This window comes from Microbulbifer maximicatervae (SeqCode) (genome assembly GCF_052467955.1).
Genome location: NZ_CP174329.1, coordinates 3234611 through 3256857, shown reverse-complemented (window position 1 = coordinate 3256857; position 22247 = coordinate 3234611). Strand labels below are relative to the sequence as shown.

Genomic DNA, 22247 nt, shown 5'->3' with positions numbered 1-22247 from the left:
AAATTGGCAATAGAGCCGATTACCGTAATTAACAACTTTTTTGGAGTGAACCTCATCAAATTCAGTAGAGGTATCACCCTGTAAACTCTCCACCTGGTTAGCCATGCAGATCATCAGAGCCGTAAGCAGGGTTTGATCGCGAATGGAAATATGGGCCAGAGGCCTCAGAGGTTTAATGCCATCTCGGTAATCTTTATCTCTTTCTGGCTGCCAATGATGGGATATTTTCTTGGATACTTTAGTCGATTTGGTTTGGTTAGATGTGGAGTCAGTCTCATTATCTTGGCACTTTTCAAAATACCAGGGAGATGACTTTGGCGCTGGCACTAATTTTAAGGGATCAAAGCTAAAGTCCTTGCCTGAAAGGTCCTTAAGCCAGGAATTCAAGTGGTCACTTAAATTGATTGCTGAACCAGTTGGTAGAGCGTATATATTGATGGGCTTTCTTCCATGCCTGTGCCAGAACCACTTTATCTGATAAGTACTCTGAGGTGGGTTGGAGATTTCGATACTTTGGTGCTAGCAGTGCCATAAACCTTTATTGATCCTAATCCTCAAGCTTTTCTGCGTTGTGTTTTGAAAATCAACTTCAAAAAGATAGTTAATAAAATACGAAACTATTTTAAAGCTGCCCATCATCTGACTATGTAGCGTAGGCTTTCGAATAAGATTAAATGAGACAGATACATTTTTTTATAGCCTCTTTATGGATTCCGGGGAGTCCAGAGTTTGAGACATCATTAATGGTATCAGTAGCTAAATGTCTTTGAAACAGACTCAATATGAGATTTTATGATTTCCTCGATAATGCAAAATGCTGTGAACAAATTCGTCAGTGTCGTTGGTCCGAGGAGGTCTGCTGCCCTCATTGTTTGAGCCAGGATGTTACCCGGCAGGGAAAGGGTGGTACACAACCTGAGCAGCAGCTCTATCTATGCGGAAACATTTTCGAAGTTTTGTAGAAGGACCTTCGGTTACCACCATATATCCTTTGCCATTTTCATATTGGATTAAAGGAGGTGCTTTTTGCCAAGCCAAACTACCCCTAATCCAACTCCACCAACCTCTGCATCAACGGAAAATACAGCGCACACCGAATATTCCGCTCTCCCCGCGCATAATAGAGCTTACGGTAATTCTCCAACTGATTCCGGTACTGCTCCAGCTGAGCCGCAACAAACTCTTCCTGGCTTTCCTCACCACTGGGTTCCGCCGTTTTGTAATCGACAATCCAGCGGATACCTTCGTTATCGATAAAGGTGCGGTCCACAATAGAGCGCCGTAACTGTCGGCCGCCGCTGTGGAGTTCTAGTTCGCAGGCGGATTCCCTTAGTGAGCCATCCAATAGCCAGCGGCCGGTTGGGCAGTTGAGGCTGTTGCGTACGGCGATTTCCACTTTCTCGGCGGCGCGGTCCAGGCTGGTGGCGGATAGCCCCAATTGTTTCAGGCGCAGTTGCCATAGGGGGCGTTGGGCTTCCAGTTTGCTGGGTGTCCAGTCGTTGATATTGGTCTCGGCAATGGTGGCGAGGGTTTCGTGGGCTACGGTGCCGGCGTGTTTAAGCCAGCGCAGGGCTACCTGGCCCAGCTCGGGAATATTGTCTTCTTCCTCTGTTTTGGGTTGGTAGTCTGGCATGCGGTATTGGGCCAGCCATTCCTGCCGGGGCATGGCTTGGGGTTGCCATTGGTTGGGCAGGCGCAGCAGGTAGTCGTGATCTCTGCTGGTATCTTCCTGGTTGAGTAGGGGCTCTTCCGCTTCCAGCCAGTGACACCAGTCGCTTTTCTGGTGGTGCAAAACACTGGGCCAGATGCCGGCGAGTAGGGCGGCGCTGCCGGGGGTTTTTAGGTGGCCCTTTTTTTCATCCCGGTTGATGCAGGCTAAAAGATGCAGTGAGCGGATAGCGCGAGTGCAGCCTACATACAATAGGCGGGTGCCTTCCAGGCGTTCGCGCTCGCTGTTGTCGTGCTTCAGGTATTCAAAAACCGGATCCTGGCCGCCGCGCGCATTTTTGGGGGCGAGCAGGAAGCGGCTTTCGCCTTCGCGGCTAAGCCATTCGCTCCAGCGCAGCAGTTGATCGCTGCCGGGTTTACCGCCTTGGTCCAGGCCTGGGATCAGTACGTGTTCGAACTCCAGCCCTTTGGATTTGTGAATGGTCATCACCTGCACTTTGGCATCCTGGGCGGGGCGGGCGTAGAGCTGTTCCAGGGCCAAGGTGAACTGTTGCCAGTCGGTAATGGCTCCGCCGGTATCGAAGGCTTCTAATAATTGCAGAAAATCCTGCACATTATTCAGGTCGGATTTTTGCGCTACGGTGGCGGGGCCACCCAGTGCCAGCCAGAGGCCTTCAATCCAGGTACGCAGGGGTTTGCGGCCACGCTGTTGCCAGGCGTGCAGCAGTTTGGGAGCCACTTGGGCCAGGCGCGCGCGCCCTTCATCGCTGAGTAGTGCGATATCTTCCACTTCTTGCAAGGCCATTAATAATGGGCGCGCGCTGGTATCGGTTACGGTGATATCCCCATTGCCCCAGTTGGCCAGGGTGTAAAGGTCTGGCAGTTGCAGTCCGCACCAGGGGGCGCGGAGTACGGCCAGCCAGCTGATTCGGTCGCTGGGATCGAGCAGGGCGCGGGTGAGGCTGAGTAAATCCAACACCACCATTTTACTGGCGAGTGGCGCCAGCTCTGGGGCCTGGAAGGCAATATTGGCAGCACTTAGGGCAGGCAGAATCTTTTGTAGGTGTTTTTTCTTGCGCACCAGAATGGCGATACGGCTTTCCGGGTCTTGCGCTTGTAATTGCTGCACCAGTTCAACCGCTTGGGTGGCTTCACGGTTGCGGTTTTCGTCATCGATGCAGCCGTAAAAATTGACCGAGGGCTCGGCCCATTTGCTGCCTTTAAAAGCTTCGGATTGCAGATAGCGCACGGCGCCGCGCCCGATATTGTCCGCTTGCGGAAAGGCCCTTTGGAAAGTTTCGTTGACCCAGTTCACCACCCCACTTTCGGAGCGGAAATTTACCTGGAGGTCGAGGGCTTCCAGGGGGACTTCACCGATACCGCGTTTGCGCGCATCCAGGAAAATACCCACGTTGGCATTGCGGAAGCCGTAACAGGACTGCATGCCGTCGCCGACAATAAATAAAGTGCGGCCGTCTCCCTGCTGCCAGCCGGCAGAGAGTTTTTCCAACAGTTGTAGCTGGGTGTGGGAGGTGTCCTGGAACTCGTCCACCAGAATATGCTGGGTTTGCAGGTCCAGTTTTAGGGCCAGGTCTGTGGGGTTATCGCTATCGCCCAGGGCGATCAATGCGGCTTGGGCCACTTCGGTATAGTCGGTGGCGCCCAGCTGTTGGAAGACCAATTTTAATTCGGCGACCAGTTTTGGCAATACCTGGGCGAGCCCTTGCAGCAGTTGCCATTGGCTCTGTTGCAGTCCGTTAGGGAGTTTGCCCACTTCCCGCAGTGCAGAGAGCAGTGGTTCGTTGCCGGCCAGTTCTGCCAGCAGGTCTTGCATGCGCTGTTTGTATTCTTCGGCGACGGGGCGCTCGGGATCTTTTTTATCTGGCAGGCCAAAGCCGAGTTTTTTATTGATGCCGCCGCCTTTGCGCAGATCACCGGTGGTGGTGAGGAGCAGGCTGCCGAGGGCGAGCCAGGCGGGCAGGCCGCTGCTGTCTGTGCTGGGGAAATCGTCCAGTTCGGCGAAGAGGCACAGGCCGTGGCTGGGGTTTTCCTTTTGTAAATTGCTGCCGGCATAACTGGCCAGCTCCAGCAGTTCCCCGGCGACACTGCCGAGGGCGGTGGTGAGGTCTTGCAGCTTTTCTGCCACCAGTTCGTCGATGACAAAATGGAAATAATCCTGGGCGCCGTAGAAGTTAACGCTCAAAAGTGGGCCGAGCCATTGCTCGCGCTTGTCCAACAAAATACGCAGTAGCTTATTGAGCTGGCCCAGGTCGTTGTCCAGGTGGAGCAGTAGCTGTTGTAGGTCTGTGTCTGGGGTTTCGCCATCGAGGTGCTTGAGCAGGTTCACCACCGCTAGCTCAAAGGCGATTTGGGTGCGCTCCAGGGGTTCACCCGGTGCGCCCAGGCCGCTTTCGATCGGCAGTTGGCTGGCGAGGCTGCGGCAGAGGCCGTCAATGGTTTGAATGCGCAGGCGCTGGGGTGTTTGCAGCAGTTCCCATTCCAGTTCGCGATCCCACTCCAGCAGGGCGCGGGCTAAATCCCAGGTGATGGCATCGTGAGGGTTATCTGGCCGGGCTTGGTCGCGGGCACTGTGCAGGGCGTCGATCAGGCGCTCGCGCATTTCACCGGCGGCTTTGCGGGTGAAGGTAATGGCCAGCACTTCTTCCGGTTGCTGGCAGGTGGCGAGCAACTTTAATACGCGCTGGGTGAGCAGGCCGGTTTTACCGGAGCCCGCCGGGGCAGATACGGCAAAGCTACGGCTGATATCCAGGGCTTGGCTGCGGGCGTCGGCATCGATGGGGCGGCGCAGGGCGGGAGTGGTCACGACTTCGTTCATTCGGTTATTTGCTCCCTTTCCGGCCAGCGGTTTAGGGGCCAGAGTTCACTGTTGTTATCGGTGGGGCGATCAAAGGCGAGGGTGGCTACACCACTGCGATATTCTGTGGCGAGGGATTCCAGGCTGTAGCGCCAGTGCTCCACCAGATTGCTCCAGGTGCCGTAGGGGGATTCTTTTTCGGTATCGCCCACGGCTTTAATGCCGGTGATGGGGTACTCCAGATCTCCACAGCCATTCCATTTGCAGTCGCCGTTGCGCACCTGGCCGAAGGCGATAGCGTGGGCGTCCGGTTGGAACAGGGCGTAGAGCGGCAGCTGGGGTTCGCGGATGCGCTGGGTAAGCCAGTCGCGAATACTGGGAATGCCGGTTTTGTAATCGATCACCAGTTGCTCGCCACTGGCGAGTTGGTCCAGTCGGTCCAGGCGCAGGTTAAAGTGCAGCCCGCCGATTTCCACGGCTTGTTCCCATTCGACTTTCTCTACGGAGAAATTGGGCCTGTCCAGTTCGACGGATAGCCATTGTTGCAGCAGACGCTCCAGGCGCTGCTTTTCCATAGCCCAAAATCCGATCGGCAGGTGATTATATTTTTTGCGCACACTGCCGAGGGACCGTTCCACCGCGCGCTCGATTTGCGCCTGGCGTTGCTCGTCGTCCATAGCTTGCAGTTGTGCGAGAGTGCCGCACTGTTGCCAGAATTCCGCCAGCACTTGGTGCACCACATTACCGCGCTCGGCGGGGCCGAGGCCGATATCCGGTTGGGTAAAACTGCTGGCGCCGAGGCGAAAGCGCAATTGTGCATTTAACGGGGACAGGGCCTGGGCCTTGAGTACCGAGGCACCGCCGCGCACTTGTTCGCATTCGGCGGGGGTGAGTGGCGGTAGCTTTTTGTCTTCGATTTTTTCCAGCTGGCAGGCTTGCGCCAGTTGACTGTAGTGATTGTGCAGGGCGCCTTCGGCAAAGTGCTGGGCTTGTTGCGGGCTTTCAAACAAGCTGCTCAGCCCCTGCTGCACACCGTCTTCTTCACAGGTGTAACTCACGACGATATCGCCGCTGGCATTGAGCAGGTCGGCAGTGAGTTCGCGGGCCAGTTCCAATTCCCGCTCGGCGCTGGCGCGGGGCATCTTCCAGTGTTTTTGCCATTGAATCGGCAACAGCGGATTGGGTGCCGGTGCCGGTGGCCATTGCTGTTGGCCGAAGCCGACCAGGCGCAGGTGATCGAAAGCGAGGCCGCCGGCTTCCAGTACCCCGAGAATTTGCAGGGGGCCATCGCGGGTTTCCGCTTGGAAGGGGGTGCGGCTGGCAATCTGACGCAGCAATTGCAGGGCCTGGGTGAGGGTGAGGTTGCCACCGCAGGCGCTGAGTGCGGCGAACTCTTCCAGGATGGATTCCCATTGCATCAGCTGCTGGTATTCCTGGCTGTCCGGATTGCGGTTGCCGGGCCAATTTAATGCGCTAAGTGTTTCGGAAAAGCGCGCGGCCCAAATTTCTGCGGGGGCTCGCTGCCAGCGCCGGGCGCGTTCGGCCATTTGTTCCAGCTGGCGGGGCAGTTGCGGCGATTCCAAGTGGAGCACTTCTGCGGTGCGTTCGGCCCAATAGCGCAGGGTGGCGCCGTCGATACGGCGAAGTTCCAGTTTTTGTAAACGGCGGAACAGGGCGCTGCGCAGCCAGGTTTCACTGTCGTCACCCCAGAAGGGGCTGAACAGGATATTTTGCAATTGAGGGTAATCCCATTCGTCTTGCAGTAGCGATAGCAATTGTAAGGCGGCGCTGCCGACCGGTGTCTGTGCCAGGGGCGTACCGGCGGAAAAGTTAAACGGCAGTGTGTAGCGCGGTTGCTGCGGGTCCAGGTATTGGGGCTCGAGCACGCGGGAAAATACCGCTTCCACCTGGGCGCGGCACTGGCCGAGATTGTTCACCACTATACCGATGCTGTGGCCGGGGTTTTCGGCGAGCTTTTGTCCGGCCCAAAGAGCTGCTTGGTAGAGCTCTTCATCCAAATCGGCGCAGGCGGCTACGGATAATTCACTCTGCTGGGTGAGTCCCGGCCTTTCATTAACGGCTGTTGCACCTGCGTGAATCAGGGCATTGGCGAGGGGCGAAATCTGGGCGAAGCCGGCGGTATCAATTTGCTCGACGGGTTCCAGAATGCCTTCCTGGAATGCGCGCAGGATCAATTGATCGCGCTGGTCTGGGGTGATGGCGCTGTGGGCCTGAAGCTCAGTAGCAAAGGCCTTGATCATGACGCACAGCGGCAGTTCGTCGCTGCGCATAGAGAGTGCGAACTGTTCCAGTAGGGGAGTTAGCGCTTCATCTATTTGCGAGAGGTCGGAGATCAGTTGCCATTGGAGTAGCTGCGCCAGGGCGCTATCGGCATCCCGGCACAGTTGCTGGCTGTTGAGCAGTTGCCGGTCCAGGGATTCATCCAGGGCGCGCTGCCAGAGCAATTGCCGTTGCTCGCGATTCAATACCTGCTGCAAGGCGGGCTGCCAGTTGCGCTGTTGCAGCTGGAACCAGAGTTTGTCCAGCCAGCTGCGCAGGGATTCCACCGGAGGCGGCATCCAGCAGGCACCGGGCGACTGCTGCGCGGCAAACACCTGTTGGCAGCGGTTGCGCAAACGGTTGTTGGGGGTGAGCAGCAGTCCGCCGGGGGGCAGCTGCGCAAATATTTCGAGAGCGGGAAATGCCGGCTTCAGCATGAATTCGGGTACCGGTTAGGGTGTTATTCGGGGAACGGTCGCGGTTTGTGACGGAACTGTCAACTCTGTTGCGCGGTTCTCATCATTTAATGGCTTGTTGTTAGGGGTTAGGTGCGAGGGGTTCGGCAACTGGGGCGAACTCGCTAAAGGCCCTCTCTATATTGCCGGTTAGGTCAACCGTGCTGGTGATCAGGCGGCCAGTATTTGGGGCATCCGGCAGCATCAGCCCGAGTTCTTCCAGCCACCAGCGTACGCGCCGGGCGATGGCTTCGCCGGAATCCAGCCATTGGATTGAGCGGGGGGCGAACTGGTCCAGTTCTTCCCGCAGCAGGGGAAAGTGGGTGCAGGCCAATACGGCAATATCCACTTGGTCACCGCCGGCGGTGTGGAATACGCGGTGCAAGACCGGCTCCAAATCCTCTGCGGTGATGGCTTCGCCGCGCAGTTTGCTTTCCGCCAGATGCACCAACTCCGGTGCGGGCACATTAATTACCCGGTTGCCGTTGGCAAATTGCTCGATAAGCTCTCGTGTGTAGCGGCGATTGACGGTGCCTTCAGTGGCAATCAGGGCAATGGTGCGGGAACGGCTGGCGGCAGCGGCGGGTTTCACAGCGGGTACAACGCCCACTACGGGTTTCTTCAGGGATTCGCGCAGCTGGGGTAGGGCCAGGGTGCTGGCGGTGTTGCAGCCCACCACTAAAATATCGGCACCGCAGTGCTCCATCATGGCTTGGGCCTGCTGGACGATCCGGGGGCGCAGTTCTTCTTCGCTTTTGTTGCCGTAGGGGTAAAAGCCGTTGTCCACACCCAGGTGCAAGGTCAGGCCCGGCATCAGGCGGCGGATCTCCCGCGCAATGCTGACGGCGCCCACGCCGGAATCAAAGATCAGGGCGCTGGGGGCTGGGCTGTCTGGGAGGGCGCTGTGTTTGTGCATGCGTTCTGGAGTACCAACATCGAAACCAATCCTCCAAGAATACCTAAAACCCCGTAAAAATTCCCGCTGGGTCTTCTCGGGCGCAAACCTATCCCTTGATACTGAGGTTATCGGCCGGGCTGGCGCGGGGTACTTTCCAGGGGCAAGCTGGTAGAATGGCGCCTTCGCCTGGGTGGTATCCCGGGCAGGCCAGCGGGCGAGGCCCCTGGCAAAATCCTGATTTATCCTTCTCTTTCCAGGTCTGGGAGTACCACTCTATGCCAGCGTTTCCGCTGCAATTGAATGCCGATCACGCGGTGATGGCGGCTGTTGCCATCTTGTTTCTGTTGGGCTTGGTGTTTTGGTTGGCGCGAGCCAGTAGCCGCCGCGCTTTATTACAGAGCGAAGCCGCATTGCAGGTGGCTCAGGCGCGTATTGATAGCAGCCGCGAGCGGGAATCCCAACTTGGGGTTGAGGTGGAATCCCTGCGTACCGAGTTGGCGGACAAGCTCCAACAGCTCACGAGAAGCCAGGTGTTGGTAGAAAAAGGGGAGGCGGCCCTGGCGGAGCAGCGCAAGCTGATGGAGCAAATGCGTATTGCCATGGGTGAGCAGTTCGAGAATCTGGCCAACCGGATTTTTGAAGAGAAGCAGCAGAGCTTCGTGCGCCGCAGTGAGGACAGTTTGCGCAAAAGTCTCGATCCGTTGGAGCGTCAGCTGGGGGATTTCCGCAAACGAGTAGAGCATGTCTACGATCGCGAAAATGCCGAGCGCAACAGCCTGCTGGGGCAGATTAAAGCGTTGCGCGAGCAAACCCAGCGCATCAGTGATGAGGCCCTGAACCTGACTTCAGCCCTAAAAGGTGACCGCAAGATTCAGGGTAACTGGGGTGAAGTAGTGCTGGAGCGCTTGCTGGAGGAGTCCGGCTTGCAGAAGGGTCGCGAATACGAAACGCAAGTAACGCTGACGAGTGATGGCCGCAGGCGCCAGCCGGATGTGATTGTGCGCCTGCCGGAAAACAAAGACCTGATTATCGATTCGAAGGTCTCCCTGGTGGATTACGAGCGCTACAGCTCGGCGGAAACCGATGAGGAGCGCACCCAAGCCCTGAAACAGCATGTGAATTCCCTGCGCGCCCATATCACCGGCCTTAACAAGAAAGCCTACGAGCAGCTGGAGGGTGTGCGCACCCTGGATTTCGTCTTTATTTTCGTGCCCATTGAAGCTGCGTATATGTTGGCTATGCAAGCGGACCCGGACCTGTTCCGTTTCGCGTATGAGAAGCAAATTGTCCTGGTGAGCCCCACCAGCCTGATGGCGACCCTGCGCACCGTCGAGAATATCTGGCGCTACGAGAAACAAAACAAGAACGCGGAAAAAATCGCTGACGAAGCCGGCAAGCTGCACGATCAGTTTGCTATGGTGCTGGAGTCACTGGATGTTCTTGGTGACCGCCTGCGCCAAGCGGATGACGCCTACCAGCAGACCTACAAGCGACTGGCGACAGGGCGTGGTAATGCGGTGAAGCGTATCGACAGCTTGCGTAAGTTGGGTGCTAAAACCCGTAAACAGATCTCTGCGGACTTAAGGGAGCGAGCGGATCAGCCTGAGGTAAAGGGATTGCCACAGGCTGAGGAAACTGCTGCGGAAGAATAACTTTTTATGGAAAATCTTGTATTCGCGCTATCAGTCACAGGGCCGATTTTCCTGATGATTATTGGCGGATACCTGCTCAAGTATAAAGGGATAGTTCGGGACAGCTTTATTGATGATGCTTCAAGGCTTGTTTTCCACGTAGCCTTGCCTGCATTGCTTTTTATTAATATCTATTCCTCGGATACCAGCCCCGCGCAAGAAATAGACCTACTGGTAGCAGGGGTTCTCGGCACTTTTGTAATGCTCCCGTTGGCATGGTTGCTGGCAAGGCCGGTAGCGCCAATGGATCGCAGTGCATTTATCCAGGGAGCCTTTCGTGGAAATGTGGCGATTGTCGGCCTTGCCTGGATCGAAAAAGCCTACGGAAGTGAGGGTGTTTCTAATTCCGCAGGGTTGGTAGCGGCACTTACGATTCAGTTTAATGTTATCGCCGTCGCTCTTTTCGTGCTTTACAATAAGGACAGAAAATTTGGCTGGCGGGTGATGCTGTGGGAGCTGGTCAAGAACCCTCTTATCCTCGGTGTAATCGCAGCCATTGTGTGCCGTTTGTTGGCTGTAAGGTTGCCGGAGGTGCTGCATGATACCATTCAGTATCTTGCATCTGTGGGCTTGCCATTGGGGCTTATTTGTATTGGTGCCAGCATGAAAATGCGAACACTGATGCGCAGTTCCCCTACGGCGCTGGCGGCCTCATTACTTAAACTGGTTGTTGCCCCGATTGTCTGCCTGTTGATTGGTTTGGCATTGGGCATGAGCCCTGAGTACTTGGGATATTTGATCCTGATGACGGGTGCTCCCTGTGCGATCTCGGCCTTTGTAATGGCCCATGCGATGGGCGGGAATAGCCAGCTTACGGCGAATATTGTGGGGCTCAGCACATTGCTTTCTGTTGTTACTGCCAGTATCGGGCTGGCATTGCTTAAGGTGTACTTTTAATGACCGTTTTCCCAACCTGGTTGCTTATTCTTGCAGCAGTAATCATTTTTGCTCTCGCTATTGTGGCTGGCTACTATCTGCGCAAACTATCAGTAGCGCAAAAGAAACAGGCCGAACAACTGGCGGAGCTAGAGCAAGCTGCCGAAGATCAGCGCGAAAGAGTAAACGACAGCATCCAGATTATTGCCCGCACCCTGTTGGATGATGGAGTAGGGCTTACCGAAGCTTCGATTCGTATTCGCGTTCTATTGGATGCGCTTCAGGTGGAAGATAAAGTCCGTGAAGAGTTTGTGGCCTTCTACACCATCGCAGAGAAAACCAGTCATATCCCAATTCTTAAAGACTGGAAAGAACTGCCGCGTAAAGAACAGTTCAAGTATGAGTTGGAGATGGCGCAAGTAGAGGCGGACTATAAGGATTTTGCGATGGATGCTGCCAAGCGTATTTTGGGGCGTTCTTTTTGAATCTGGAAACTGAAAAGTGACTCATTAGACTTGAGTATTTATGTATGTTTCAACGAGCAGAAATCTGCTCGTTGAAATCAGGTGAAGTATTCCCTCCTAATCAATCTGCTGCCGGAACCAGATTGCTTTTTTATAAAATATCTAATTCATAAAAATATATTCCAATTAATTCACCAGCCATCAGCTGTAAACGCCAGCATCGACTACATCTCCATATTTTTATAGGTTGACATCAAGCTAGGTTTTTAGCCTAATCCGCTCAAGATACCTAAAGCCAAAACCAACTTCATTGGTTTGCACTATTTTGAAATTGGCTAACTCATTGATTTTCAATGAAGTTTGCAGGTTTTCTAAGGTGGGGGAAGTGGGTAGGTGTCGAGCCGATGTTATCTATCTGCCCTGTGACTCTATCGTCAATATCTTCTATTTATTAAAGCCTCTATTTTCTGAGGCTTAACCAGATATGAAATGTAGGGCGTGATGAGATTTGGGTGCCCATATAATTTTATCGGTGGGTGCGGTTATTGAAAAGTATGTGGTCGAAGTTTTAAGTTAAATGTCAAATGAATAAAGTTATTAAGAGTATATTTCTATTCTGCCTGTGTATACCGGGGGTAGGTTTTTCTCAATCAAGTGAAGATTTGGCTCGAGAAATATTTATCGATGATGTCGCCAAAAAAGAATCTGCAGACCTCAAAGAACTCTTCGATGAACAAAGAGAGGACTTTATAAAGTTATATGAGCCTCTCTATGGGGTTAGTGAAGTGTCGCCGGAAATTGTTGCCATGGAAGAACAGTTGTACATGGATGTGGTGTCTTCCAATGTATTTAAGTTCGACCCCAAGGAGCTTGAGGAATTACTAGTTAATAATATTGTTTCAATGCTCACTTTTGAAGAGTTGCTGGAGTTAAGGGAGATTAATCAAAGGCCAGTTTTTAAAAAGCTAGATCGTATAAATGAAGTGACGATGAAAGCAACACAGCTGCATATGGATGCGTGGCAAAAAGATAATTTAAAGTTAATAGAGTACTTCGTGGAAAGGAATGAAAGGAAGTTGATGAGATTGGAGGAGTTAATAGAACTCCGCAAGAAGGATAGAGACAAGTCCGGATTATAACAGGGTAGAGCATTTTGAGTGCTCAGGCTAATGGTGCAGCGTGAGTTTGATCGCTGGTGGTTGATTATCTTCCGCAAAAGTCAAAAATTTCTCAAATGTAATTCGGCTTCCCAATTTGGGAGGGCCGTGATTGATAATGTATCGGTTGTGAGCCTTGTTGTAGGATGCCAAATATGTATTTTGCATTGTAGATTCATTGCAATCGGCACGCATAAAGTTTCCAGAATAGACCGCCGCTGCTCACGATATTAGGAGCATAAATTAATGATCTTTAAAGCTATACAATTACTTATTCCTGCGGTTATGATTTTATTTGGGTTTTTCCAGACGGTTGTGTATCTGAGGATGCGAAAAACATTCGGCAATTGGCCTGTGGTAGTTGGAGAGATCACTCACTCCCGATTGCTGAATCAATTGGATTCCAATGGAAAAAAGGTAACTGAAGCAATAATTGCCTTCAATTATAAATTTAGAGGAAGAGAGTATAAATCCGAAACGCCAGTTTTGCGAGGTTATGACCTGTTTCCGAGTTTGGAATATGAATCTTACCTTACCAAAAAATACCGGCCAGGAGATGTTGTTGACGTTCGGGTTAACCCAAAAGTCAGTGGTTTTGCATATTTAGAGGTGGCGCCGTTCAGTCGACTAAGTGCCATTTTGGTGCCTTTGTTGCCAGTTTTGGGTGTTGCTCTAATTGTTTTATTTAAGAGTAGCTATTTCGTAGATTTATACGGATATTTATTGTTGCAGTATGATTTATCGATGTACTAGTTGCGAACTCGCTAAGAAAAGTTACATCTTGAGTGCCTGATCTTTAAATCAATTTGGGATGCTGCGTTGAGATAGTCGGGGCGGTTGGTTTTTTGTAAGCGCCTGAGCTCGGTTTTATGTGTAGTTCGTGTGAACATCCTGTTTTTCCTGAAGCTAGATTTATGCTTCCAGTTTTTTTCAAGGAATGTATGTGTTGTTAAGTAGGGGGCTGGAAATGCTGTAAAGAGCTATTTGGAGAGTCGATGTGAAATGTTTATGATTTAGAGGGTATCTTCCGGGTCGATTGTAAAATATCCAAAACCCCGGCCACCCTTATATAGAGTGTTATGGTTGCTACCGTATTTAGTATGAGAAAAATTGAAACTTACACTATTCAAGAGTTACAAGAAGCCATTGATGGAATGGACCAGGGAAAATATCCAGAAAGGCATGGTAATCTGAAAGCTGAACTTTCTAAGAAAAAGATGGAAGTCCAAGAGCTGAATAATAGGATTGCAGGGCTGTCAGGATCAATTCCCCGGCAAGGAGCGATTGATGAAAGCCGAAATCAATTTACGTTTAAACGTTGCTTTTTAGCATGCTGTTGCAGTATCGGGTTATTATGGTTGGTTCTCGGAGTTCTTGGTTTTTTTGGCTTTGGAACTGTCACTGCAAACGGTGAGCAGGTGCAGGGTGTTAGTGCATTAGTTACCTCAGTGCTGGGTGGCGGCATGAGCTGCTTAATGGTAGGTACCGTAGTTTGGCTGGGTGAGAAGGCCCTACGAGTTTTTGAAGATGCATAAAAGTTAGGCAGCTAAAGTGGTAATTCGTTAAGCTTTAACAGAAAAAACTGACATTGAAGTGAAAGTATTGGGTATGTTAGCGAGTTAGGTAAAAAATAGTGAAGATAGAAGTAAGGCAAATGTTTCGGTCAAATGGATTGATTGATGATCTTGTCTTAAGTGCGAAGTCAGAAGATTACTTGCTGTTCGCTGATGCTGTTGGAAAAGCCATTGGGAAAAATGAGTCAGTGCTAGTGATATCTGAGTCAGAAATATCAATCGAGATTATTTGTGATGAGACAAAAGAGGAGCTTTTCACGGCTCTTCAGAACAAAGCTAACGATTACTTTTCAATGGATGATTGGAATAGCCGGAATATTTTAAGGGTGTACGGAAGTGCTGGCATCCTTGCTAGCTTTCAGCGGTTTCTGGTCAAGCTAGCTGGGCGTGGCCCAGGTTACAGCTATATTAGTGAATACTCAGAGGGTTATAGTTACTCAATTTTTTCACCTGAGTGGAGGCTTCATATAGAACCCTCTTGAAGATCAATACACTTTACAATTGTAGCCTGATAGTTTATGCCGTATTGTGCTACTTCTCTGTAAAGGGTGGTTGAGGTGTTGTGAGTGAATTAAGTGATGACTGCTATTTTTTTTGGGGTGGTTTTATTTGTTCTTCTTATCTTGGGGCTGCTTGGAGTCATTTTCTTGATTCCATTGTGGGTAAAGATGTCAACCGAGTCAGAAGGAGATCCGAATCATATTTATAGTATTTTTTGGGGTGAGGCTGGCTTTCAAGGAGACAAAATTATATCAGCTTCAGGGTGCCTTTTTCCATTCCTGATTTTGGCTAGCCCCAATTTCGATATTGAGGGGTTGGTTTTTTGTATTGCCGTTTCTGTAATTTTTGGGCTATATCATTCATCTGTTTATAGAGGTTATGCAGTAATTACTAGGAAAATGAAATGGGCTGCGTTAGTAGCTCTATGTATGCTTGCTGCAGTCGGCTTTCTTGTAAGATTTCAAATCTTATCTGATTTTTATATGGTTTTCTGTATTGCTTCAACAGGTGCTGCTTGGGGTGGTTATGCGGTCTATAGGCGGGCTTATCTAATACGTACTGAAAGATTGGCTAGCAGATAAATTACATAAAGTTAAATGGCTTTATATGCTAAATGGCAATACTTGCTATTGATTATGCCATTAGTAATGGATTGGGAAGTTTAGAGTTGGCGCTTAGAGATCATGAGGAGGCAAATTTCATTCGTTACATATAGGTCCTAGACTACTTTATGTTTCTGAGGGGCAGGCTGTTATCGTACTAGGTTGGTCGCACAAGTTAGCCTTTGGATGTTAAAGCACCCGATTGATATGTCTTACTCATAAAGCAAGCCTGCGGCTGAATACCTTTCCTCCAAAACTATGTCTGCACACGAAAATTTCAATGATTTTGGGGGCAGAATTATGAGTATACCACCAAACCCCCTCTATTTATTGTGTTCGTAGTAGCATGATCGAAGCATTTTGATCCTCCCCTTCAACTACGGACACTCCACTAAGCGGCTAGTTGTTTCTCAAGCGCCTTAGGGTTGAGATAGCCATTGGCGCTGTGTAGGCGATTTCGATTGTAGTTTATCTCCACATACTCAAATACGGTTTCTCTCATGGGGCACCTTGTGGGAAAGCGGTTACCATGAATTGCTTCTACTTTAAGTGAGCTGAAGACAAGTGGCAGCGGGTCACCTTGAGCCAGGTACAGCTAGCCAGCTATATTGCCAATTACTCAGATATTCTCTCTCTGTGTGAGGAAATCAAACGAAAAATTAGAAAAATTTTGATTTCATGGCCTTCCATGAGGAGTTTCTAAGTTTTGGTAATGCGCCAGTGCCAATTATCAGAGAGTTAACGCTGGCAAGATTACAGGAAGAAGATCAAGATCAAAGGCAGAACCTAGTGCGTAATAAGGTACAAGTAATCTACAAACTATCAGTCGCGAAATTCGTCAAAGGAATCCTGCGGCTCCCAATAGAAAGTGCCTAATAAAAGGTCGAATAGCGGAAATGTTAAATTGAAATTATAAACTTTCATTAGTTTACGGTGATGATGAATTCTGTGTAAATGGGCTAACTCACGAAACACAGGCACTTTATGAAACCAGTGACTCTTGGGTTGGTGATAACCGATATGCATTAGCTCATAAGCCAGGTGATTTAATATCATGGTTGCCGCTGTGATATATCCCATATTACCTGAAGCCACCCAGGATAGAAAAAAACCACAAAGTGGTGCCAGAAAAAAAGTGATAACAGCTGTTAGATAGATTGGAAACAGCACTATACGCCAATCACGAGTTGATTCAAAAGACAGCAAAGGTGCAGAAAAGAAACTGTGGTGATCGCCAGTATGCCTCTTGTAAAACAGTTTGGTAAATCTCAACTTATTATGCCCAGACCAGCGATGGGCGGCATACTCTACAGCGTTGTAAGCAAGAATTCCCAGTGGAATTATTAGCAGTTCATGCGCCCTCAGCTCACTTATCTGAAAAATACAGTAAATAGCACCGATTAGGCTGATCAGTAGAATACTCCCTAAATGGAACCAGCCGCTATAGCGGCTATGGGCATAGGCTCTATATTGCTCTCTGAAAGCCGCCGTATCATGCATGTTCGACATATTTCACCTGACTTTTTATAGTATTTGCGGTTTTTCATGCTATTGACGATAAATATAATTAGGGACATCATGTATCGTCTAATAAATAATTATTAAATGCATTATTCATCAGGTTGATAATGTCTACGCATCTTAGATCGCTGGATTTAAATCTGCTTCCCGTTTTTGAAGCACTTATGATTGAGCGAAACCTGACCAGAGCTGCAGTAAAACTGCATATGAGCCAACCGGCCGTCAGTGCTGCCCTCAAGCGGTTGAGAGCTACTTATGAAGATGAGCTTTTTATACGGACCGCTAGGGGATTGCGCCCCACTGAACGCGCACTGGTACTGCACCCCTCTATTCACCAGGCACTCAACACCGTCCGTTCAGGCTTCCAGCAAACGTCTTTTGATTGCCGGAAAGCAGAGCAGGAATTCTCCATTGTTATGCCCGATGTGGTGGAAACTCTGATGATCCCTGGCTTCAGCAAATGGCTTCGAGAATTTGCACCCGGCATCGGGCTTACTGTACTCCCCGATGAGTCAGAAATGACAGCCAGAATGGTGAGTAATGGGGAAGTAGACCTAATCATTGACTACCTACCAGTCAATTCCCCCAGCTATGTTAACCAGCCTATCGCAGAAGAAGAGCTTGTGATTATTGTCAGCAAACATAATAAAAATGTGGGTGAGACAATCAGTGAAAAAAAATTCCAATCGCTGCCACAAGTATCCCTATTAAGAGGAAACCCTATGGGCTCTCCAATGGAAAGGCTAGCCAGGCCCAGAAAGTTACAGCGTAATATTTGTTTACGAGTCCCACACCTCTCGTCTTTCCCCTATGTGGTTTGCACAACCGATTTAATTGGCGTTGTACCAGCAAGAATGATGATTTCAAGCTATTATAAAGAGCTTCCCATACGTATGCTCAAACTGCCAATGGCATTTCCAAAGGTAGTACTTCAGCTCACCTGGCATAAGTCGCAGACAACAAATCCAGCTCATCGCTGGCTAAGGGAAAAGATTTTGGAGCTTTATCCGAGTTTATAAACACCGTGTAATACGAGTGCCCTTTGATATTTATGGCTCCCTTTTTTAGTACGGATGTGCTGCAAAAAGAGTAATCCTTTTCGAACGTTCTGATAAGGATAATGTCCCACCTAATGAAAGCTAGAGGCTGATTTTTTAGTTTTCAGAGGTTCTGTTATTTCTGAGTGATCAGTTTTAAGTGGTGTGTTGTCCTGGGAAAGGAGTTTAGGGAATGAGCAGGTTTAGTTTTAAGGGTGCGGTAAGAAACAACCGCGGTGCAATATTGTTTCTATTTCTTATGTACTTTTTCAAGTCAGCGTATGCCGATTGGTCTCCAGTACCAAGTGGGTCTATGGAGCCTACTATTCATCCTGGTGACTTTTTGTGGGTAGATAAGACGAGCTATGGGCCAACTTTATTTTTCTTCAATAAGCAGGTTGCTCAATGGGGGAACCCTTCCAGGGGAGATGTTATTACCTTTTTGCCACCTCACACTGATCAACTATATGTGAAGCGTGTAATAGGCGTCCCTGGTGATAGCTTACGTATTGAAGGGGTGAATGTGTTTGTTAATGGGGCTCAGCTTGAGTATCGCCTGGAAAGTGGGGTGGGTTCGGACATCCTGGGTAGGGAAGTCATTGATGGCAGGGAACATCAGTTCAAGCTTAGTGGTAATAAGACATTGCCATACACTGGGAAGACTATTGAGATCCCAGAAGGTAAGTACTTTGTCATGGGAGATCATCGCAACGATAGCTTGGATTCGAGATATTGGGGTTTGGTTGACCGTGATAGGGTTATGGGCAAAGTTACATCTTTAGCGTTTTCCTTTTCTAAGGAAAGAGATTTCTTTAGTAGTTTGGCGATGCCTCTCAAGTAGGTAGTCAATGATATTTCTTTAAATGGGTGCAGCTGTTCACTGGCAATACTTGTGCTACCAGAGAATAGAGGGAGGGATAAGTGCTCCTCCTTCCCGGTTAAGGATTTCAATAGCAGGGAGTTGCTAACATGAAAGTGATTGATGTTTGGGCCCAGCATCCTACAGAACGTTTTCTTGCTGAACCTTTCTTTGATACTTTGAAGCGCTGGATGGGGCAGGATTTTAAAGAAGTGCCCCTTGAGTGGACCCTGTCAGCTATGGATATGGCAGATGTGTCCAAGGCATTGATTTCTGCTTGGCATGGGCCGAGCGGGGCCTTGATTAGCAATGATGAAGTACTGGATCTTACTTTAACTCATCCTGACAGGTTTTGCGGTCTGGCATCAGTGGACTTGCGAAAGCCAGTAGAGGCTGTGCAAACCTTGCGCAAGTACGTTTTGGAACATGACTTTAAAGGGCTGCGTATTGTGCAGTGGCTCTGGGAGTTGCCTTGTACTCACCCTTTGTATTATCCGCTATATGCGGCTTGTGTTGAGCTGGATGTGCCAGTTTGTTTGCAAGTGGGCCTTACCGGGCCGTTGCGCAGCTCTGATTCTGGCCGTCCTGCTCATATTGAGCGGATTGCTCTCGATTTTCCGGATCTAAAGATTGTCTGCGGCCATATTGGGTACCCTTGGCACAATGAAATGATCGCTTTTGCGACCAAGTTTCCCAATGTCTACATAGATACTTCTGCTTATAAGCCAAAAAGGTACCCCCGCGAGTTGGTTTCATTTATCAAGTCTCACGGTAAGAATAAGGTGATGTTCGGGACTAATTATCCCATGCTGACACCGGAGATGTGTTTAAAGGAAATGCACTTTCTGGAGTTGGGGAATGAGGTTGCCGAGCTCTTCTTATATAAGAATGCTGAAAGGGTGTTTCAGCTTTAATAAGCTGTCACCATTGTTAGTCGATTGCAGTGGTCTGCTAAATCCTGCTACAGGAAGAGACTAAGAGGTTTAGTCTCTTCGCAACTCATCCTTGATTGCAATGGGATTGGGAAAGTTCATCACCACAATGTAAGACGACACCAGGAATGTAAGGATCGCGGTTGCCTGGATTAAATGTGATGCTGCGCTGCCAATCAGGTTTTGCGTATAAGCGAGCAGGGCGATTAATAGGGAAAATTCACTAATTTGCCCAAGTCGAAATCCAATATCCCACGAGAGCACTTTGTGCTCACTGCGATTTCCAAGTAGGAAGTGAAATACAACGGGTTTTATTACCAGAACTGCGGCGGCTGTGACCAGGGCAGGAAGTAGAATTTCGGGCAGCATGGCCAGCTTGAATTGCGCTCCGAGGCTGAAAAAGAACAGGATCAGGAAGAAGTCTCGCAGAGGTTTAAGGCTGAGGGCGATGTACTGTGAAATCCGGCTGGCAGCCAGCGTGATACCACCAATAAATGCGCCGATCTCTCTTGAAAGGCCAACAACTTCTGCCAGCTCTGCCATTCCCATGCACCATCCAAGTGCCATTAAGAATACGTATTCGTGGAAGCGGTCAAAGCGGGTAAAAAGTGGCAATAAAATATATTTCACTATTAACCAGGCAAAAAGGATCAGCAGTGGTAGCGATCCAAAGGAGAGAGCCAATTGCCAGATCTGTTCATCACCGGTGTTATCACTCAGCAGTACCATTAGGCAGACTATTGCCACAAAGTCCTGAAAAAGAAGAAGTCCCACCATAAGTTCACCCAAGTGCTTGTGGTGAAGTACGGTCGTGGGAAGCAGTTTGATACCGATAATGGTGCTAGAGAACATCAGCGCCATGCCAATTACCCAGGATTCAACGGTAGTAAATCCAAACAGCAAGCCTATGCCAAAGCCAAGGCCGAGGAAGATCGCACAGCTTACAACCCCCACAAATGTAGCTTTGCGCAATACAGCTACCAACGCTTGAGGCTGCATATCCAGCCCCAACAGGAAGAGTAAGAAGATAATCCCAACGCTGGACATATCAGATAGAAGTTGCAGGTTATCGATTACTGCAAAGCCGGATGGGCCGAGTAAAACACCGAGAGCGATGTAGGCGACCAGAAGCGGTTGTCGTCCAAAAAGAGCCAGTGAGGCAACAATTGCTGCGCCACTAAAGATCAAGAAGAATGATTGGAAAAGGGAGCTGTCCGCCACAGGCCATCCTTGTGTGTGAGCGAGATTTAACCATTATCCATAGATGTGCGAACAGCTGAAAGGTCTATGTGCCTACCAAGTGGTTGCGTTGAGACTTTACTCACCGGATGGAATCGGTAACTCGGTAGTGCTTTTGATCTGTTCCAAGGCAAAGTTGGAGACAATATCGCTGATGCCGACATGCCGGATTAACTCCTTGTAAAAACGGTCGTAGGCCGTGATATCGCTAACTACCACTCGCAACAGGTAATCGTAGTCGCCTGCCATGCGGTAGCAAGCCACAACCTCTGGCAACTGTGCCATATGTTCGGCAAAGTTGTCGGCCCACTCCGGAGTGTGCTGGTCAGTTTTAACCTGGGCAAACACTGAGACCGGAAGTCCTAAAATCTCGGCATTAAGCAAGGCGACTTTGCGTCGAATGATGCCGCTCTTTTCCAGTTTCTGCACCCTGCGCCAGCATGGGGTTTTTGTCAGGCCCACACGCTCCGCCAGCTCCTCGATCGAAAGGCTGACGTCAGATTGCAGAATCGCAAGAAGTTTTCTATCAATCGCGTCAAGTGAGGACATAGTGCTATGCGCTCCCTATAAGGTAGGGGTTTTGTGTCCTTGCGCTGATTGCATTGCCTCCCTGGCTACCCCTAACGGTATTTGGGCGAGTGGGTGTGGGGGCTATTGGATGAATGTCATCGAACTACCATCACACCTACTGCAGATACGATAGGCTCAGGGGGGGAGTGCTGGTAGTGGAATTTCCCTAGATGTGCAACGCTTCTGGGGGAGCTTTTTAGTAGAGGTGAGATTGGGCGGAAGTTGGCCGCCCAATCTCGAATGCAGATCAGGCTGCGTCTTTGGGTGGGAAGCGGGGTTCGAATAGTCCCAGCTCAATGGCCTCGCGGACCTTGGCCATCAGGTCAATTTCTGTCAGTTCCTGCAGCTGTTGCAAGCTGTTGAGGACATAGTAAATGGGTTGAACAATATCGATGCGATATGGGGTGCGCAGTGCGGTAACCGCGTCTAAATCGTAGCGCTCTGGTTGGTGACTCAGTGCGTAGAGTGTCTCTTTCGGGGAAGACAGAATGCCGCCACCGTAAATGCGCAAACCATCGTCGGTGTTCAGCAGACCGAACTCCACTGTAAACCAATAGAGGCGGGCTAAATAGGCGCGCTCTTTGGGCGAGGCTTTAAGGCCCAGTTGTCCGTATTTTTGCGTGAAGTTTGCAAATGCTGGGTTGGTGAGCATGGCGCAGTGGCCAAAAATCTCGTGGAAGATGTCCGGTTCTTGCAGATAATCAAACTCTTCGGGAGTGCGTATAAAGGTAGCAACTGGGAATTTGCGATCCGCTAGAAGACCGAAAAAGGTTTCGAAGCCGATAAGGGCGGGAACCCGGGCGACTTCCCAGCCAGTTTCCTTGCGCAGCACGCTGGAGATTTCCTCGAGCTGGGGGATACGGTCTTTCGGTAGGTCCAACAGCTCCAGGCCGTGCATATATTCATCGCAGGCGCGGCCAGGTAAGACATCCAGTTGGCGTTCAATCAGACGCTGCCAAGTTTGGTGTTCAAGGTCGGTATACTCGATAAAGCCGTCTTCATTGGGCTCCCGGGCAACGTACTTGCTTGCCTTCTTTGCTTCTTTCTTCATGGATGTCTCTCCTGCGGCTCGGTAGCTCTCGCTGATTCCCAGTGCCCAGCACCTGCC

Annotated in this window: 19 protein-coding genes; 11 read left to right on the top strand and 8 right to left on the bottom strand. The window is 50.1% G+C overall.

What is annotated here, in order from left to right; genetic code table 11:
- Positions 1-1045: 1045 nt before the first annotated feature.
- The 3 genes from ACJJI5_RS13940 to murI form a co-directional block, all read right to left on the bottom strand.
- On the bottom strand, positions 1046-4504 hold the full coding sequence (locus tag ACJJI5_RS13940; RefSeq protein WP_445354381.1) for a UvrD-helicase domain-containing protein: 3459 nt from the start codon (positions 4502-4504) through the stop codon (positions 1046-1048).
- Positions 4501-7200, bottom strand: coding sequence for a PD-(D/E)XK nuclease family protein (locus tag ACJJI5_RS13935; RefSeq protein ID WP_445354380.1), 2700 nt, complete (start codon positions 7198-7200; stop codon positions 4501-4503). Before ACJJI5_RS13935 ends, ACJJI5_RS13940 begins: the two co-directional genes overlap by 4 nt.
- Before the next feature lie 100 nt (positions 7201-7300).
- Positions 7301-8134: a glutamate racemase gene (murI, locus tag ACJJI5_RS13930; protein WP_445354379.1), complete on the bottom strand. Its 834-nt coding sequence runs from the start codon at positions 8132-8134 to the stop codon at positions 7301-7303.
- Between the two features lie 257 nt (positions 8135-8391).
- On the opposite strand from murI, the gene ACJJI5_RS13925 reads away from it, so the two are divergent.
- The 8 genes from ACJJI5_RS13925 (at position 8392) to ACJJI5_RS13890 (ending at position 14960) form a co-directional block, all read left to right on the top strand.
- Complete coding sequence (locus tag ACJJI5_RS13925) at positions 8392-9768, top strand: DNA recombination protein RmuC (RefSeq protein WP_444893725.1); 1377 nt, start codon at positions 8392-8394, stop codon at positions 9766-9768.
- Between the two features lie 6 nt (positions 9769-9774).
- Positions 9775-10704 (top strand): AEC family transporter, encoded by a 930-nt coding sequence (locus tag ACJJI5_RS13920; RefSeq protein ID WP_282932599.1) that lies wholly within the window; start codon positions 9775-9777, stop codon positions 10702-10704.
- Entirely contained in the window at positions 10704-11168 is a 465-nt protein-coding gene (locus ACJJI5_RS13915; RefSeq protein WP_282932600.1) for a DUF2489 domain-containing protein, read from the top strand. Before ACJJI5_RS13920 ends, ACJJI5_RS13915 begins: the two co-directional genes overlap by 1 nt.
- A gap of 563 nt (positions 11169-11731) precedes the next feature.
- The gene (locus ACJJI5_RS13910; RefSeq protein ID WP_445354378.1) at positions 11732-12286 is read left to right on the top strand and encodes a hypothetical protein; all 555 of its coding nucleotides are present in this window, start codon (positions 11732-11734) and stop codon (positions 12284-12286) included.
- Between the two features lie 264 nt (positions 12287-12550).
- A complete protein-coding gene (locus tag ACJJI5_RS13905) occupies positions 12551-13057 on the top strand; it encodes a DUF3592 domain-containing protein (protein ID WP_445354377.1) in 507 nt (168 codons plus the stop codon).
- Positions 13058-13383: 326 nt separating this feature from the next.
- Positions 13384-13839: a hypothetical protein gene (locus ACJJI5_RS13900; RefSeq protein ID WP_445354376.1), complete on the top strand. Its 456-nt coding sequence runs from the start codon at positions 13384-13386 to the stop codon at positions 13837-13839.
- A 98-nt stretch (positions 13840-13937) separates the two neighbouring features.
- Complete coding sequence (locus ACJJI5_RS13895; RefSeq protein WP_445354375.1) at positions 13938-14360, top strand: hypothetical protein; 423 nt, start codon at positions 13938-13940, stop codon at positions 14358-14360.
- 93 nt (positions 14361-14453) lie between these two features.
- Complete coding sequence (locus ACJJI5_RS13890; protein ID WP_445354374.1) at positions 14454-14960, top strand: hypothetical protein; 507 nt, start codon at positions 14454-14456, stop codon at positions 14958-14960.
- A gap of 412 nt (positions 14961-15372) precedes the next feature.
- On the opposite strand, the gene ACJJI5_RS13885 is transcribed toward ACJJI5_RS13890, so the two are convergent.
- Positions 15373-15483 (bottom strand): hypothetical protein, encoded by a 111-nt coding sequence (locus tag ACJJI5_RS13885; protein WP_445354373.1) that lies wholly within the window; start codon positions 15481-15483, stop codon positions 15373-15375.
- A gap of 320 nt (positions 15484-15803) precedes the next feature.
- Entirely contained in the window at positions 15804-16490 is a 687-nt protein-coding gene (locus ACJJI5_RS13880; protein ID WP_445354372.1) for a sterol desaturase family protein, read from the bottom strand.
- Between the two features lie 119 nt (positions 16491-16609).
- Between ACJJI5_RS13880 and ACJJI5_RS13875 the strand changes: the two genes are divergently transcribed.
- The 3 genes from ACJJI5_RS13875 (at position 16610) to ACJJI5_RS13865 (ending at position 19312) form a co-directional block, all read left to right on the top strand.
- On the top strand, positions 16610-17521 hold the full coding sequence (locus ACJJI5_RS13875; protein WP_445354371.1) for a LysR substrate-binding domain-containing protein: 912 nt from the start codon (positions 16610-16612) through the stop codon (positions 17519-17521).
- A 211-nt stretch (positions 17522-17732) separates the two neighbouring features.
- Positions 17733-18380, top strand: coding sequence for a signal peptidase I (lepB, locus tag ACJJI5_RS13870; RefSeq protein WP_445354370.1), 648 nt, complete (start codon positions 17733-17735; stop codon positions 18378-18380).
- Between the two features lie 128 nt (positions 18381-18508).
- Positions 18509-19312 (top strand): amidohydrolase family protein, encoded by an 804-nt coding sequence (locus ACJJI5_RS13865; protein ID WP_445354369.1) that lies wholly within the window; start codon positions 18509-18511, stop codon positions 19310-19312.
- 69 nt (positions 19313-19381) lie between these two features.
- Here the strand turns inward: ACJJI5_RS13865 and ACJJI5_RS13860 are convergent, their stop codons facing one another.
- The 3 genes from ACJJI5_RS13860 to phhA all read right to left on the bottom strand — a co-directional run bounded on the left by ACJJI5_RS13860 (position 19382) and on the right by phhA (position 22190).
- Positions 19382-20551, bottom strand: coding sequence for a cation:proton antiporter domain-containing protein (locus tag ACJJI5_RS13860; RefSeq protein WP_413665614.1), 1170 nt, complete (start codon positions 20549-20551; stop codon positions 19382-19384).
- A 96-nt stretch (positions 20552-20647) separates the two neighbouring features.
- Positions 20648-21118 (bottom strand): Lrp/AsnC family transcriptional regulator, encoded by a 471-nt coding sequence (locus ACJJI5_RS13855; protein WP_108733441.1) that lies wholly within the window; start codon positions 21116-21118, stop codon positions 20648-20650.
- 268 nt (positions 21119-21386) lie between these two features.
- Positions 21387-22190 (bottom strand): phenylalanine 4-monooxygenase, encoded by an 804-nt coding sequence (phhA, locus tag ACJJI5_RS13850; protein ID WP_444957523.1) that lies wholly within the window; start codon positions 22188-22190, stop codon positions 21387-21389.
- Positions 22191-22247 lie beyond the last annotated feature (57 nt).

What these genes read in the sequence shown, in the direction of transcription:
- ACJJI5_RS13940 (WP_445354381.1), bottom strand. Translation starts at nt 4,504, where the DNA reads ATGAACGAAGTCGTGACCACTCCCGCCCTGCGCCGCCCCATCGATGCC.
- ACJJI5_RS13935 (WP_445354380.1), bottom strand. Translation starts at nt 7,200, where the DNA reads ATGCTGAAGCCGGCATTTCCCGCTCTCGAAATATTTGCGCAGCTGCCC.
- murI (WP_445354379.1), bottom strand. Translation starts at nt 8,134, where the DNA reads ATGCACAAACACAGCGCCCTCCCAGACAGCCCAGCCCCCAGCGCCCTG.
- ACJJI5_RS13925 (WP_444893725.1), top strand. Translation starts at nt 8,392, where the DNA reads ATGCCAGCGTTTCCGCTGCAATTGAATGCCGATCACGCGGTGATGGCG.
- ACJJI5_RS13920 (WP_282932599.1), top strand. Translation starts at nt 9,775, where the DNA reads ATGGAAAATCTTGTATTCGCGCTATCAGTCACAGGGCCGATTTTCCTG.
- ACJJI5_RS13915 (WP_282932600.1), top strand. Translation starts at nt 10,704, where the DNA reads ATGACCGTTTTCCCAACCTGGTTGCTTATTCTTGCAGCAGTAATCATT.
- ACJJI5_RS13910 (WP_445354378.1), top strand. Translation starts at nt 11,732, where the DNA reads ATGAATAAAGTTATTAAGAGTATATTTCTATTCTGCCTGTGTATACCG.
- ACJJI5_RS13905 (WP_445354377.1), top strand. Translation starts at nt 12,551, where the DNA reads ATGATCTTTAAAGCTATACAATTACTTATTCCTGCGGTTATGATTTTA.
- ACJJI5_RS13900 (WP_445354376.1), top strand. Translation starts at nt 13,384, where the DNA reads ATGGTTGCTACCGTATTTAGTATGAGAAAAATTGAAACTTACACTATT.
- ACJJI5_RS13885 (WP_445354373.1), bottom strand. Translation starts at nt 15,483, where the DNA reads ATGAGAGAAACCGTATTTGAGTATGTGGAGATAAACTACAATCGAAAT.
- ACJJI5_RS13880 (WP_445354372.1), bottom strand. Translation starts at nt 16,490, where the DNA reads ATGTCGAACATGCATGATACGGCGGCTTTCAGAGAGCAATATAGAGCC.
- ACJJI5_RS13875 (WP_445354371.1), top strand. Translation starts at nt 16,610, where the DNA reads ATGTCTACGCATCTTAGATCGCTGGATTTAAATCTGCTTCCCGTTTTT.
- lepB (WP_445354370.1), top strand. Translation starts at nt 17,733, where the DNA reads ATGAGCAGGTTTAGTTTTAAGGGTGCGGTAAGAAACAACCGCGGTGCA.
- ACJJI5_RS13865 (WP_445354369.1), top strand. Translation starts at nt 18,509, where the DNA reads ATGAAAGTGATTGATGTTTGGGCCCAGCATCCTACAGAACGTTTTCTT.
- ACJJI5_RS13855 (WP_108733441.1), bottom strand. Translation starts at nt 21,118, where the DNA reads ATGTCCTCACTTGACGCGATTGATAGAAAACTTCTTGCGATTCTGCAA.
- phhA (WP_444957523.1), bottom strand. Translation starts at nt 22,190, where the DNA reads ATGAAGAAAGAAGCAAAGAAGGCAAGCAAGTACGTTGCCCGGGAGCCC.